Origin of the sequence: Ruminococcus sp., assembly GCF_017549005.1 — a bacterium.
Taxonomy (GTDB): Bacteria; Bacillota; Clostridia; order Oscillospirales; family Ruminococcaceae; genus Ruminococcus.
On sequence record NZ_JAFYYT010000033.1, the window covers coordinates 1 to 14276 of the forward strand.

The window sequence follows — 14276 nt, forward strand, 5'->3', positions numbered from 1 at the left end:
GGCGGATTCGTCTAACAGGTCAGGACAAGAGGCTTTCAATCTTTAAATAGTGGGTTCGATCCCCCTATCCGTCACCAGGTAGTCGTCGTCTAATGGAAGGACGTCAGATTGTGGCTTTGAAAATGAGAGTTCGATTCTCTTTGATTACCCCACATGGGCGAGTGTGCATAGAGTGGCGATTGCAGCGGACTGTAAATCCGTGACTTTGATACACCGTAGGTTCGACTCCTACCTTGCCCACCAATAATACATCTCCGTACTTTTCGAACGAAGACACATGGCAAATTCTAGTTTTGTTCTCGTATTTCAGAAATTATTTCTGAATAATCAAAATAAAAACTAAAATCCAGTTTTTTTGCCAAAGGATAATGGTAAGCTTCAATATCTAGTTCAAAGCGCCAATTTGACACTTTGAAATTTACAGTATTCATTCAAGAGCACTTGATTTAACAAAATAATCATTGGTGAAATAATAATAGCCTATAAAAATCTGCCTGTATGAGTCTTATTGTCAGCATTTGAGTGATTTTTTCCCCAATGGGGTAGTTTGATACCACATTCCACGCTCTTTTCAAAGATTTTTTTCGTGTGACAGCCCGTGTGATTTTTGGGGCAAATCGTGTGATTTTTAAGCATTTTGGAGTGCAAATACGGCAATCCAGCGAATTCCAAAAACAAGGAAACCGCCTGAATATCGGCGTTTATCCGTTATTCAGGCGGTTATGATTTGGTTGCGGCGGCTGGATTTGAACCAACGACCTTCGGGTTATGAGTGTTGAACATTAGAAAATGCGACTTGCACCTACCGATCATAATTGCCGATATTTAGCCATTTTCAAATATCAAACGATTCATGATTTGTATTAAATACATACCTATTTTTCATACAATAACGGAAAAATAACGGAAACGATTTATCATTCAGAATTTCTAAACTTACTCGTTACCTACACATTATCATCGATAGCATCTGGCTCTCACAGTTTTGGCTGTGAGAGTTTTTTTGTACACTCTTTAAAACGAATGGCCGCCATTGGCGGCCATCATGTTATAACGTTGATTTTGTATGCTCTACAATCTTCGAAACCACAAGCCGACGCTGACGGATTTTCGGCAGTTTTTCATGTTTTAATAGAATCCTGTTTTGCATCTATTTTTCGAGGAGAAAAGCTGAATTTACTAGTATTACCTTTGCAGAAAAATTCTTAAAACTGTAGGAAAAGTGTAGGAAAAATATAGCAGACAATTACTGTTGATACTTCATTTTTCACTGGTTGCGACACAGGCTGCAATCGCTGACAAGAAGTAATTCTTTCGGAAAGATAACTCAATATAACAACAGAGTCCTCACGTCTTCGGCTGTGAGGACTTTTTTGTTATAAGAATGACCGCAGTTTATTCCTGCAGTCTTCTGATATAATGTTAGTCTTAATTTTTATGATTAGTTTTATTGAACTTGGCTATCTTTTTGAATTTTTCTTCTTTTGCTGCCAGATATCCTTCAGCATCTTCAGAATAAGCGTTTTCAATTTTCAGCTTTTCATAAGATAACAGCCGCTCCTCTGAAAGTTCACCATTTTTGATAGCAGCCTGTACTGCACATCCGGGTTCAGATTTGTGAGTACAGTTCTTGAAACGGCACTTTGCTGAAAGTTCCTCGATATCTTCAAATGCAGCCGAAAGTCCTTCACTGCTGTCCCACATTCCCATTTCACGCATACCAGGCGTATCAATGACCATAGTGCCGCTTGGAAGCATAAGCAGTTCACGGTGAGTAGTGGTATGTCTGCCCTTGTCATCGTTACGCAGTCCGTTCGTATCAAGCCTGTCATCTCCCAGAAGGTGATTGATAAGCGTTGATTTGCCGACACCTGAGGAACCTACAAAAGCAAGTGTCTTTCCTACTTTCAGATATGGCGTGATCTGGCTGTAACCGTCAGGTTCAGCGACTGATGTCGTAATTGTATCAACTCCGACTGCAACGCTTTCTATCTGAGCGATCTTTGCATCAACTTCATCGCAAAGGTCAGTCTTCGTCAACAGTACAACAGGAACAGCACCGCTGTCCCATGCGGCAGTCATATATCTTTCGATACGTCTTATGTTGAAATCGTTATTGAGTGACATACACAGAAATACTGTATCTATATTTGCGGCAACGACCTGTTCAGTGTTTGACTTTCCAGCAGCTTTACGGATAAATACGCTTGTTCTTGGAAGAACATTATGTATCACAGCCCTGTCGCCGCCGGTTATATCAGCCATAACATAATCGCCTACGGCAGGGAAATCAGATACAGTTATGGCATCATATCTGAATTTGCCGGATACCTGTGCCTGCATCATTCCGTCTTTATGTATGACATGATAAAGATCTTTTTCCTGCAAAACTACACGGCATACTGTAAGGTCTGGATATTCTGCGCTATACGCCTCATATACAGACGGTAAGTTCTCTAATTTCATTTGTCTCTCCTATCTGTTCAGTGCTCACTTTTTGGGAGTTTGAAAAGCATTATCCCCTTTATTATCAGCAGCAGGAACGCTACTGTTGCCGCATAGGGTATTCTTGCCATAGTCAGGAACAATACCGCGATAATGCTAAGTACAAGCGATGTGCCAGTAACTGTGCTTCTGCCCTTTTCTATGTTCCTGTAATTCATAAACAACTTCACTGCACCGATGATTATAAGTATTGAAAACAGTCCCCAGCATACACAGCTTATCCCGAACGATATATGCGTGTAATCAAACAGTGCAACTGCCGAGACTGTTTCTCCTACCTTTTTAGGATAAAGCGGCAGAAGAATAAGCATAATGCTCATTATATCGACTACACCTATCAGCAGGTCGATCATTTTACCAATATTTGAACGATTCTCGTCTTTTGCCGCAGTAATGAGTTCCTCCGACGACAGAAGCTCATCTATGGTCACAGAAAAGAACTTTGATATCTCTTTCAGCGAATCAATATTCGGATATCCCTTTCCCGACTCCCACTTAGAGATAGCTGTACGGGAAACGTAGAGTTCCTTTGCAAGTTCCTCCTGAGTTAAGCCTTTTTTCTTCCTTAATTCCTGCAATTTCTCGTGAAATTCCATTTTCTTTTCTCCGTTAGTTATTTTTGTCAGTGAGGTGGACAGCACCATGATATATTAAGTACAGTCCAGAGCTCAGCAGAACAGAGCCTGCTATATCTGTCAGCCAGTGTACTCCCGCAACAGTGCGTCCCACCACCATAAATGCTGTGAGTAAGACCGTAAACGCATAAATACCGTATTTGACTTTAGTATTCCTTATCCTGCGATGCACCTGAAAAGCTAACGTAGGCATTACGCTCATAACAAGAAGCGTTGTTGAAGACGGGTAAGAAGCCTCCATACGTCCTTCTATAAGTATCGGTCGGTAGTTTATAGGTATCATCTCAAATATGAGATAACCGAATATCACAAGGATATAGTAAATACCAAGCAGGATAATATCCTTATCAACTTTAAGAAGACTTCTCCGCTTTATGAGCTGAACCAGACCGACAACTCCGAATATCATACAGATAAAGATCGGCACAAGTCCAAGCCAGTCGGTGACAGTATACACCCACATATGAACGCCTGTCATTTTATGGAACCACACGTTCAGACCTGCAAACCCGATGTCCGTTCCGTTCTGTCCCACTGCCTGAACATCAACTGTCTGTATCAGTACAGTCCAGACTGCAAACAGTACCAGCATTATCATGCCTGTGATCAATATGTTCTTTTCATTCTTTTTCATAATTCCGTGTTCCTTTCAGATGATTTCCTTTCGGCTAATCTCATGGTAACACGGGGACTGAAAAAAGTAAAGAACCGTACGGTCACACCCATGACACGAATCGTAACATATGCGATATTTCGCCATTTGCAGCACATCTGCCGCCACGACTTTTTTATGACTTGAGCCTGATTATATTATAACCGAAAGGTGAAATTCCGTCAACCCATAGTCTTGACCAAGCCATGCAGATATGTTATGATATAAACAGCACAACTGTGCAATTAAATGACAAAGATAAAAACGCAACGTATACCTTCGGGTATGCTAGAGCCGGTAGGTAGCCCGGCCGTCCTGTGAATACAGGGTAAGTAACCTGCCCCTCCGGGTTGTCCGTTCTTTGTCCATAGCAATTTTTTAGGAGGGAAAGATATGGACAAAACGAACGGTATGCTGACAGTTTTTTTCGATGAGCCTTTCTGGGTGGGAGTATTTGAACGCTCTGAAGATGATAAACTCTCAGCGGCTAAGGTCACATTCGGAGCAGAACCCAAGGACAGTGAAGTCTGGGATTACGTGCTGAGGCATTACTACAAGTTGAAGTTCAGTCCTGCTGTTAAGGCCAAAACAAAGCAGACTGCTGATAATCCCAAACGGCGGCAGCGCAATGCACGAAAGCAGCTCAGTACCACAGGTATCGGCACTAAGTCTCAGCAGGCGCTGAAGCTTATGCAGGAGCAAATGAAGACCGAACGCAGGCAGATCACAAAAGAGCAGCGTGAAGCCGAAAAACAGCGTCAGTTTGAGCTTAAACAGCAAAAGCGCAGGGATAAGCATAAAGGTCATTGACAGCTTCCTGCAAAAAAAGTCCTGACAGTTTCAACTGTTGGGACTTTTTATCCAATCAATTAATATTAAGATATACATTTTGTTCAGGAGACCAGATATGATCGATACAGCGTCTTTGATAGATAAATTTATCTCAGCCTTGAAAAATACATTTCCAGACAGGGTATGTTTCGTTGGCTTACAGGGCAGCTATGCACGCGGAGAAGCAACAGAAAGCAGTGATATTGATATAGTTGTGATTCTCGATAATATTTCGTGTGAAGATGTAAGACGTTACCGGACTATGCTTGACACTCTTCCGCACAGGGATTTACTTTGTGGATTTCTTTCTGATGCAGATGACCTCAGAAACTGGGAGGTATCTGATCTGTTCCAGTTCTATCATGATACGAAGCCGATAATAGGAACTCTTGATGATATTGTTCCTTCGATAACTGATGATGATATCAGGCGCTCAGTCAAAATAGGAGTTTGCAATATTTATCACTCCTGCGTGCATAATCTGATATATGAGAAAGATCCTGCAATACTGAAAGGATTGTACAAATCCGCCTCCTTTGTGATACAGGCACTCTGGTATCTGCGGTCAGGAGAATATAGCGCACGTTTACAGGAGCTTTTCAGCAAAGTTGAAGGCAGCGAGAAAGATATTATCTCTGCTTATATACAGATAAAAAACAGCGGCGTGTCAGATTTTGAAAGACTGTCAGACCTTATCTTTACTTGGGCGAAAAAACAGTTAAATCACCTGAACGAATGTATTTAAAAGCATATTCCGATATAAGGAGACTACTATGATTGAAACAGAACACTTGAAAATATACCCTGCCTCAAAAGAGCAGATGGAAGTATTTATAGAAACACAAACGGTTGATGTCCTTAAAGCTGCGTACACCGAAATGCTGAACGGTTGCCTTGATCATTCCGAACACTGGGATTGGTATGCGATATGGATGATAGAACTGAAAGACGGAACGCATATTGGTGAATTGTGTTTCAAAGGACTTTCTCCTGATGGTATCGCTGAGATAGGATATGGTATAAACGATGAGTATCAGGGATATGGCTATGCAAGCGAAGCCGTGAAAGCAGTATCTGAATGGGCTCTTAAACAGCCGAATGTTACAGCTCTGGAAGCCGAAACAAATGAAGATAATATATCTTCAAAACGAGTGCTTGATAAGTGCGGATTTGTTCCTAACGGAACGATCGGCGAAGAAGGTCCGAGATATACACTAAAAAACATATGATAGAAGTAAGATATAATGAATAACATATTTCACTATATTTCACCCCTCGGCGGTATCACCCTCGCCAGTGACGGCGAAGCACTGACAGGACTATGGTTCGACGGGCAGAAACACTATCCAAATAAACTTGTTGAAGAAAGAACCAAGGCGGAGATGCCTATATTCACGCAGACCTGCACATGGCTCGATATTTATTTAAGTGGGAAGGTTCCCGATTATACTCCGCCGATCAGTATTCACACAACACCGTTCCGCAAGGCTGTATATGATATACTTCTGACTATACCTTATGGACAGACTATGACCTATGGTGGAATCGCACGTATCCTTGCAGAACGACAAGGAGTTGAGCGTATGTCAGCGCAGGCAGTCGGCGGTGCTGTCGGACATAATCCAATCGGAATTATCATTCCATGCCACAGAGTAGTGGGGACAGACGGAAGGCTTACAGGATATGCAGGCGGACTGGATAAAAAGATAGCTCTGCTGAAACTTGAGAAGTACGAAATATAATGTAAAAGGCAGCCGTAATGGCTGCCTATCTTATCTGTTTCTGCTTAATATACAAGATTACTGTACCCACAAATGGAAAAAATTTCATCATTTGTTATCTTTCACTTTTGATATATTCAAGGAATTTCCACGCCGCATCCGAATAAAACGGCATTCAGATAGGATCTGATTATACGATAAGAACCGTCTCCCTTAAAGTCCAACTGGGGAATGAAAAGAGTACCAACAAAGAACGGGTGTCCTTTAACTTCAAATCCTCTAGTATATCCGTCTTCGTTTTGTGCTATGGCAGCAATCATATTACTATTTAAAAATATACTGTGATAGGCTTCATTAAATCCGTAATTACAACGGTATTCTCCGACAAATCTGTCAATACCTATTGATTGAGCCATGATTGAATCAGGATTTGATATCTTCAGTTGTTCTTTCTTATATACAAGAGAACACGGCAATCTTACTATTACGGCATCTGAACATTCTTCATTGTTTTCTTCGGTGTCTGCTCCATACAGGCCTAACACATTACGTGCAAACTCAACGACCATATGTTGAAAACCGGCACAAGTCCCTAGTGAAGGAATGCCGTTCTCTCTCGCAAATTGCATTGTCGTCAGAACGTTCTTTGCATTCCTATAAGGGCTTCCCGGTGAGAACCAGAAACCATCAAACGATTTTAGATGTTCCGCGGAAGTGTCCAATTCATCACTCATGATCCATTGAACTTCAAGTTCAGCTTCTAATTCCTCTGATATATCTTTTATTGAATCCAATATGCGACAATGGCTTTCTTCTTTAGGATTATAGTCACCAATAACAGCTATTCTTTTCATTTGTACCTCATATATTCATACGCAACTATTAATCATTCTTATTCTTTTATCAAAGCATACATCTGTCAGAACCCCATAGCAATCTTTGTTTCCTGCATTTTATCTGTTCCCACCAGTTCTTCCAGAAGCATGAATGCCACAGCAGGTCCTGTTTGCGGACAGTATGAGGTTATGATATTATCCGCCCTAACGACAGGCTCGTTCACAACTATTGCACCGTACTCAGCGAGCTGCTTCTGGCGATGCCCGTTGTTCAGATGATATGTTGTTGCTCTCTTGTCTTTCAGTATGCCGCTGTTTCCGAGTGCCAGTGCAGCAACGCAAATCGTGGCTATCATCTTGCCCCTGTCGTTGAATTCTTTGATCAGTTCGACAGCCTGATCCGAAAATGCGTCCTCATAGAAGCCATACTCTTCAAAACCTCCGGGGATAGCCAGTGCGTCATAATCGTCGATGCAAACATCATTCATCAGGATATCAGGATTGACTGATACTCCGAAAGTGCTTGTGATAGTCTTTTGCAGAGCACATGTAAAGACTTCGACACCAGCCCAGCCCATAATATCAACAAAAACACTTGCTTCCATTGTTTCAAAGCCTTTTGCAAGAAATAACAGTACCCTCATTTTAATTCCTCCGTTACAGATCACTTTAAAACAAAATCTATCAGAGGTTTGATATTATCCTTATCTCTGAAATCAACGGGCGTGTCATAAGCATCGAGCATTCCCTGCTCGTCTTCGGTGCGCTCTTTAAGCTTCTGCAAACGCACTTTAAGCATTTTCATAAGTATCTTATCTCCGGCAGTCAACTTGCTGAAATCAAAACCGCCTCTGAGATAAAAATGTCCTATTTGTTTTTGCTGTTCAGCGGTCAGCACCTTTTCCCAGAACGGCTGCATCTCATGCTCTCTGCCGGGATTTGATCCTACCGCAAACAGGACTATCTTCTTACCTGACAGCTTGTCAAGATTTTTTGTGATAAGCTTTACGCCGTTGAATCCGCCTGCATACATTCCGCCTCCGTAAATTATCGTATCATAACCGATAATATCGGAAAGCTCAGCGTTTTCTTTAATGTCGCAGCCAAGCTCCTGTGCTAACCACTCAGCGTATGTTTTGGTGTAACCAGATTTTGACTTATAAGCAACTATCGTTTTCATATTATTCTCCTTCTACGATTGCTTTATATAGCTTTCCGGCGAGTATTGCCGCGTATATCCCCAGCAGGGTGAATATTGCAGATTTTGTAATGATAGCCGGTATCGGAAGATCAACTCCCGAAACGAGTTGTACGGCTGTCTGAAAAATCACCAATATCCCTACTACAATTATTCCAATCAGAAGAACGGAAAGCAGCACCACACCGAATGAGTTCCTTTTCTTCAGCAGATAAAGGCATATGAAAGCTGTGGGACTTATTATCCCCATATCGAGGATATATGTGATCTCTGTTGTATAGACCTCTATGAGCTGCAGCCTTCCGCTTCCGAACGAAGAAACGATATCCGGAAGCCAGGCAATAAAAGTTGATATTCCCGAAAGCACCAGAAAGACTGTATATGGTTTTCCTGAAAGTATATCGGGTACATCAAAGTGTTCACCTGATATTCTATATATGCCGATGATGAAGGCAAAAAAAGTGCATACAAAAAGAGCGGTATACGCCAGAAATAACATATTGTATGTTACTCCGAAGCACAGGCTCGCTGCATAATACAACAGCCACGCAAGTACCGAGACAAGCAGCAGAAAGCTGAGTTTATCCTTCTTCTTCACATCATATATCACTGATAGTGCAGTCAGTGGAATACCAATAAAAAGCATACACATATCGCTGCCAATAAAAATCGTCGCTTTGAGATAGCTGTCACGAGCATATATACCGCTGCCCCACATCTTTATAGTTTCGCCGTACTGATTCACTGTTTCATACGTTTTGGAAGTATCCCACGAAAGCATACCGCACAGAGTTATCATGATAAGGAGCACAATAGCGGCAGTGGACAAAATGTGCATCATTTGGAATTTACGCATCATTTTCCTCTTTCAGCTCATTCAGCCTGTTGCAGAGTTTTTCAAGTGCCGTGCAGTAAACTCGCTGCTCCTCTTCTGTCAGGCAATCGAACAATTTGTATACGAATTGTATGTTCTGATCTGATTTTTTTGTTCGGATGTTATTTGCCGCTTCAGTTTTGACAAGTCGTATGGCACGTTTGTCCTTTTTGTCAGGAACGATCTCAAGAAAGCCTTTATCCACAAGACGGTCAACTATCTGCCTCATACTCTGATGGGTAACTCCGGAAAGCTCAGACATCTGCTTGAGCGTTGGTGGCTCGGGAAACGCCTCTATCATTGCAATAGCAAGCCATTGTTTGGCGGTAATATCCACAAGTCCGTTATCCATTATAGCCTGAAGCCTGTTGGAACAGATAAAGATGTTCACAAAGGCAATAATTCTCGGATCCATGTGTTCAAAATCGTACATAGCAAACCTCTTTTGAATATATGTAATATACTACCTATTATATGCAGTATACTACATATTTTATAATTTGTCAATAGCGATTTTGATTTTTCATTAATTTCTCAAAACATATTGACAAAATTCTATTTGTGTGATATAATATAGAAAATTTTCAATGTGAGGTGAGAACGTGGAGCTTTCAAACAAGCAGATCACAGTGATATTCAAAGCCCTGTGCGATGAAAACAGAGTGCAGATATTCAGACTTCTTCAAAACGGTGAACTTTGTGCCTGCCACCTTCTTGAAGAGCTAAACTTGAGTCAGCCAACGCTCTCTCACCATATGAAGGTACTCTGCGACAGCGGACTTGTGGTCGGCAGAAAAGAGGGCAAGTGGATGCACTACTCTATCTCGCATGAAGGTGCTAAGATCGCTATGGACTGCCTGAAAGAGATCACGGCAGTAACTGAAAACGAGTGTAATTGTTGTGATAAATAAGCCGTATGACCATACGGCTTAAAATAGTATCATCAAATTGATATATCTAAATATAACTATCGGAGGAAAAGAAAATGGATAATGTTTCAAAGGCAGTTCAGTATTATGAAAATGGCTATAAGTGTTCGCAGGCTGTATTTGCGGCGTTTGCAGAGCGGTTCGGTATTACCGAAAAGCAGGCTTTGCAGATAGGTTCATGCTTCGGTGGAGGAATGGGCAAGGGCGAGGTCTGCGGAGCTTGTACTGGAGCTCTAATGGTTCTTGGTATGAAGTACGGTCAGTTCGACCTTAACGACAATGAAAGTCGTGCCAAAAGTGGATCTATGGCAGTTAAGTTCCTTGACGAGTTCGAGAAACGCAAGAATTCATACATTTGCCGGGACATTCTCGGCTGCGACCTCAGAACTGAGGAGGGTAAGATCTTTGCACGTTCAAATGGTCTGTTCAAAACACTCTGTCCTGAAATGGTAAGGACAGCGGCTGAGATACTGATGGAGATGCTGGGGAGTGAGGGTTAAGCGTGTGGGACTTCATACAGGACGAAGTATTCGGCATGAAATGGCTGAACAGGCTTATCGGCTCATTGCTGAACTCCTGCGGACTTGATACCGAAAGCAAGCTGGGCGGCAGTCTGCAATTCTTCATCTATGATACGATAAAAATTATGGTGCTGCTTGGTGTTCTTATTTTCGTGATAACCTATATACAGAGTTATTTCCCGCCCGAAAGAACGAAAAAGATACTGGGCAGATTCCACGGTATTGGTGCAAACTGTATTGCCGCTTTACTCGGTACAGTCACGCCATTCTGCTCCTGTTCCTCGATACCGCTATTTATGGGATTCACAAGCGCAGGACTTCCACTTGGAGTGACGTTCTCGTTTCTTATCTCATCACCAATGGTGGACTTGGGCTCACTTGTCCTGCTGATGAGTATATTCGGCTGGAAAGTCGCTATAATCTATGTATTAGTCGGACTTGTTATAGCGGTTGCAGGCGGAACGCTTATTGAAAAGCTGCATCTTGAAGATCAGGTGGAAGAATTTATACGAAACGGTAAGGGCATAGATACTCCTCAGAATGAGCTGACAAAGCGCGATCGAATGAAATATGCGTGGGAGCAGGTAGTCGGAACGGCAAAGAAGGTCTTTCCATACGTCATAGTCGGCGTAGGAATTCTTCATTATCATAGGCTCATAAGTTCAATTCTTGCACAAGCTACACGCGACAGGCTCGTTCCGTTCAATATAGCAGATCACAACTACATGAAAGCACCTAAACTGGAGCAATCAGAAGCTGCGTTCCTTGATGAAGAACAGGCAAGACACGTTTTGGAACTTCTCAATGACGAACCGCTCAAATGGAAAGTAGCTATGTACCTGCTGATGTTCAGCGGTGTTCGTCGTGGTGAGCTTCTTGGTCTTGAATGGAAAGATATCGACTTCGATAAACGAATCATACATATCAAGAGAACCAGTCAATACGTTCAGCACATGGGCATTATTACCAAATCCCCTAAGAACGCCACTTCATACCGTACCGTTAAGCTTCCAGAGTTTGTATTTGATCTTCTTCGTGAGTATCAAGCTTACTGGAACAAGCTCCGTAATGATATGCTTGATCGCTGGGAGCACTTCATCACAATTACGCTTGCAGACGGAAGTACTCAGACCATCAGGAATGACAGACTATTCATAAAGGATGATACTACACCTATGAACCCCGACAGTCTGACTGACTGGACAAGTAATTTTGTAAAACGAAATAAGCTACCTCACTTTACTCCTCATTCGCTCAGACACACACACGCTACTCTTCTCATTGCTGAAGGAGTATCTATTCCCACTGTTTCAAGACGCCTTGGACATTCTTCCATAACTACAACGAGCAAGATATATGTCCATGCAATACAGTCAGCTGATGAAGTAGCCTCAGATGTGATAGACGGAAAACTCAATCCCTTTCATCATGACAATGACAAGGAAGAGGCAAAGTAACAAGAAGCTCCTTCTCCACAAAGACAGATACCCATATAGAAGTTTTGCCCCTGAGTGTTATAAAGCGCTCAGGGGCATTGTGTTTATAATATTGCTAAGATAAATCAGAATTTAATCTTCAATTAACACGGATACGTTTCTTTCAGATATTCAATCAGCATTTCGGGAATGTACTGATAGTGATGGGATTCATACAGCTTGTAGGTCAGTTCTGCATTATGTGACTCGAGACGCTCCTTCAGCTTTGCAACACCTTCGAGCGTTGTATCATCTCCCTCACGGTAGTTTTCGGCATAATCGGGATCTTCCTGCGAACCTGCACAGAGGAATACGGTCTTGTCCAGCTTTTCATTTCTGTCAAAATAGTCGTAATCATTCATATATATGTCATTGCTGATGCCTTCATATTCATTATAATGCTTCAGCCCCCACAGTGCAGGGCTGCCGATGATGTAATGTCCGAAGGGCTGATTCTCGTACTGATCTGAATTGAACAGTGCATAGTGTGTGAATACGCCTCCGTCCGAATGACCGTACAGCGTGGAATTTCCGCAGTCGATGTTGTAATTCTCGCAGAGATACGGCATCAGGTTGTCGGTGATAAAATCCAGCAGCTCACTGCGATTGATGACAAGATCCTCATATCGTAGCTCTTGGTCAGGGTCAGTGACATCATAGCTGTAATAAAGGCTAACAAGGATAACGGGTGCAGCCTCTTTGTTTTCCATACATTTTCTAAGCGCGGGACAGTTGCCGAAGCGCCATATACCGTCCGTCAGGAAGAAAACGGGATAGGTCTTTGACTTGTCATAATCGGGCGGTAGCGTTACATGGACGGTGAATGACCTTTGCAGCTCTTCATCGTAAATGTATATCTCGTCAACAGAATCCTTAATCTCCTCTACTTCTTCGCGATTGTATTCCCAATCGCTTCTGTAATTGTGAAAATAGCTCCAGAGGTACAGTGAAGTGTCGTTCCTGTCCACTGCGCCCGCGGGAAGCTCCTCATAATCGCCTGAGCACAGCGCATCGTATGCAAGCTGGATAAACATGATATCAAGGTTTGTCGCCTCTTTTGGATAGCCCTGCGCCTCATCCTGCTCTCTGACAAAATCAAGATATTCCTCTAATGAAGCAAATGAGAAATCCTGAACCTTCCATTCGCCGTTTTCGTCTATCGCGGAAGTTGTAAACTTGTATGAACCGCCGTCATCAAATGTATCAGCGTCAGGAACAGAATGCGAAACGATGTACCCGTCTACAAGCGGCGGGAGCGGATAACGCAAGCCCTCTCCGGTTTCTTCAGCCTTTTGTATCTTTTTCATTGCTTCTTTATATTCGTCATCGGTCATCTCATCGCGGTTCTCATTGATCGAGTTTCGCCAGTTTTCAAGGTCTATCGTCTGAAACTCGATACTGACCTTGTGTTCGGCATTCGGGTCTGAACTGAGTTTTGGCGGCTCGTCCAGCAGAGTGAGAGCGTGTTTTGACACTGTGCCGAGTTCTATCTCGGTCATTTTATTCGTGAGCTTGGCAGGAGAGATCTCCTGCGGCTGTTCGGTCGTCTGCTCTACAGATGCGGAGCTGTATGAGTCCTCTGCAGCATTATTGCAGGATGTAAGTGATAGTGTCATTGCAAGGAGCAATAGTAGTGTGACTGTTTTTTTCATACTGTAATATCCCTTTCTGCTATAAATTCCGATTTGGTTTATGTTAGTTACAATTATAACACAGATAGGAAGAAAGGTCAATCGTACTGACTGTATGGTTCATATTTGATTGTCATTTGACATTGCTTTTCACCATAATAACGGAAATACAACGGAAACGGAGCTTATACCAAGCTCCGTTCCACTTTCTTTTTTGTATGCAATATAGTCACTTAATGTCATCCATTCTTGTAGCACTATCGCCTTAAATGGCTATTCTAAGCCATAAAGCAAAAGGACTATGTTCAACAACATAGTCCTTGTTTCTGGTTGCGGCGGCTGGATTTGAACCAACGACCTTCGGGTTATGAGCCCGACGAGCTACCTAGCTGCTCCACACCGCGATATATAGTGCAGTTTCATCTGCGACTATATTATTATACCACAGGAGGGGAGTGATGTCAACAC

The 14276-nt window shown here is 42.4% G+C and carries 15 protein-coding genes, 4 tRNA genes and 2 pseudogenes; 11 read left to right on the plus strand and 10 right to left on the minus strand.

The features are described from left to right. From IKW96_RS08020 to IKW96_RS08030, 3 genes are all read left to right on the plus strand, one after another. Positions 1 to 77: transfer RNA gene (locus tag IKW96_RS08020), tRNA-Glu, on the plus strand. 1 nt (position 78) lies between these two features. Further along, positions 79 to 152, plus strand: a tRNA-His gene (locus tag IKW96_RS08025). Positions 153 to 155: 3 nt separating this feature from the next. Next, positions 156 to 243: transfer RNA gene (locus IKW96_RS08030), tRNA-Tyr, on the plus strand. Between the two features lie 1185 nt (positions 244 to 1428). Here IKW96_RS08030 and rsgA read toward each other — a convergent pair. The 3 genes from rsgA to IKW96_RS08045 are packed head-to-tail and all read right to left on the minus strand — an operon-like array spanning position 1429 to position 3774. Beyond that, positions 1429 to 2466 carry a ribosome small subunit-dependent GTPase A gene (gene rsgA, locus IKW96_RS08035; RefSeq protein ID WP_296572928.1) on the minus strand — a complete coding sequence of 346 codons (1038 nt, stop codon included), beginning with the start codon at positions 2464 to 2466 and terminating at the stop codon, positions 1429 to 1431. Positions 2467 to 2483: 17 nt separating this feature from the next. Continuing rightward, positions 2484 to 3101 (minus strand): helix-turn-helix transcriptional regulator, encoded by a 618-nt coding sequence (locus tag IKW96_RS08040; protein ID WP_024859453.1) that lies wholly within the window; start codon positions 3099 to 3101, stop codon positions 2484 to 2486. 13 nt (positions 3102 to 3114) lie between these two features. Next, positions 3115 to 3774: a phosphatase PAP2 family protein gene (locus tag IKW96_RS08045; RefSeq protein ID WP_296572931.1), complete on the minus strand. Its 660-nt coding sequence runs from the start codon at positions 3772 to 3774 to the stop codon at positions 3115 to 3117. 411 nt (positions 3775 to 4185) lie between these two features. On the opposite strand from IKW96_RS08045, the gene IKW96_RS08050 reads away from it, so the two are divergent. From IKW96_RS08050 to IKW96_RS08065, 4 genes are all read left to right on the plus strand, one after another. Further along, positions 4186 to 4602 (plus strand): YjdF family protein, encoded by a 417-nt coding sequence (locus IKW96_RS08050; RefSeq protein ID WP_296572934.1) that lies wholly within the window; start codon positions 4186 to 4188, stop codon positions 4600 to 4602. Positions 4603 to 4699: 97 nt separating this feature from the next. Next, positions 4700 to 5368 carry a nucleotidyltransferase domain-containing protein gene (locus tag IKW96_RS08055; protein ID WP_296572937.1) on the plus strand — a complete coding sequence of 223 codons (669 nt, stop codon included), beginning with the start codon at positions 4700 to 4702 and terminating at the stop codon, positions 5366 to 5368. A 28-nt stretch (positions 5369 to 5396) separates the two neighbouring features. Continuing rightward, positions 5397 to 5852: a GNAT family N-acetyltransferase gene (locus tag IKW96_RS08060; protein ID WP_296572939.1), complete on the plus strand. Its 456-nt coding sequence runs from the start codon at positions 5397 to 5399 to the stop codon at positions 5850 to 5852. 15 nt (positions 5853 to 5867) lie between these two features. Beyond that, positions 5868 to 6365 carry a methylated-DNA--[protein]-cysteine S-methyltransferase gene (locus IKW96_RS08065; protein WP_296572943.1) on the plus strand — a complete coding sequence of 166 codons (498 nt, stop codon included), beginning with the start codon at positions 5868 to 5870 and terminating at the stop codon, positions 6363 to 6365. A gap of 116 nt (positions 6366 to 6481) precedes the next feature. Here the strand turns inward: IKW96_RS08065 and IKW96_RS08070 are convergent, their stop codons facing one another. The 5 genes from IKW96_RS08070 to IKW96_RS08090 form a co-directional block, all read right to left on the minus strand. Next, complete coding sequence (locus tag IKW96_RS08070; RefSeq protein WP_296572948.1) at positions 6482 to 7198, minus strand: hypothetical protein; 717 nt, start codon at positions 7196 to 7198, stop codon at positions 6482 to 6484. Between the two features lie 65 nt (positions 7199 to 7263). Beyond that, positions 7264 to 7824, minus strand: a complete 561-nt coding sequence (locus IKW96_RS08075) for a DJ-1/PfpI family protein (RefSeq protein ID WP_296572950.1) — start codon at positions 7822 to 7824, stop codon at positions 7264 to 7266. A gap of 20 nt (positions 7825 to 7844) precedes the next feature. Further along, positions 7845 to 8360, minus strand: a complete 516-nt coding sequence (locus IKW96_RS08080) for a flavodoxin domain-containing protein (RefSeq protein ID WP_296572952.1) — start codon at positions 8358 to 8360, stop codon at positions 7845 to 7847. Position 8361: 1 nt separating this feature from the next. Beyond that, positions 8362 to 9234: a hypothetical protein gene (locus IKW96_RS08085; protein ID WP_296572954.1), complete on the minus strand. Its 873-nt coding sequence runs from the start codon at positions 9232 to 9234 to the stop codon at positions 8362 to 8364. Continuing rightward, complete coding sequence (locus IKW96_RS08090) at positions 9227 to 9685, minus strand: MarR family transcriptional regulator (RefSeq protein ID WP_296572957.1); 459 nt, start codon at positions 9683 to 9685, stop codon at positions 9227 to 9229. Before IKW96_RS08090 ends, IKW96_RS08085 begins: the two co-directional genes overlap by 8 nt. Before the next feature lie 169 nt (positions 9686 to 9854). On the opposite strand from IKW96_RS08090, the gene IKW96_RS08095 reads away from it, so the two are divergent. The 4 genes and pseudogenes from IKW96_RS08095 to IKW96_RS08110 form a co-directional block, all read left to right on the plus strand. Next, complete coding sequence (locus IKW96_RS08095; protein WP_296572960.1) at positions 9855 to 10163, plus strand: helix-turn-helix transcriptional regulator; 309 nt, start codon at positions 9855 to 9857, stop codon at positions 10161 to 10163. A 74-nt stretch (positions 10164 to 10237) separates the two neighbouring features. Continuing rightward, entirely contained in the window at positions 10238 to 10681 is a 444-nt protein-coding gene (locus IKW96_RS08100) for a C-GCAxxG-C-C family protein (protein ID WP_296572963.1), read from the plus strand. Between the two features lie 35 nt (positions 10682 to 10716). Continuing rightward, positions 10717 to 11340, plus strand: a pseudogene (locus IKW96_RS08105) (permease); the annotation flags it as partial. A 135-nt stretch (positions 11341 to 11475) separates the two neighbouring features. After that, a pseudogene (locus IKW96_RS08110) lies at positions 11476 to 12159 on the plus strand (site-specific integrase); the annotation flags it as partial. Between the two features lie 122 nt (positions 12160 to 12281). On the opposite strand, the gene IKW96_RS08115 reads toward IKW96_RS08110, so the two are convergent. Together IKW96_RS08115 and IKW96_RS08120 are read right to left on the minus strand one after the other, a co-directional pair. Then, the gene (locus IKW96_RS08115) at positions 12282 to 13829 is read right to left on the minus strand and encodes an alpha/beta hydrolase-fold protein (RefSeq protein WP_296572966.1); all 1548 of its coding nucleotides are present in this window, start codon (positions 13827 to 13829) and stop codon (positions 12282 to 12284) included. A 306-nt stretch (positions 13830 to 14135) separates the two neighbouring features. Beyond that, a tRNA-Met gene (locus IKW96_RS08120) sits at positions 14136 to 14212 on the minus strand. Between the last annotated feature and the right edge of the window lie 64 nt (positions 14213 to 14276).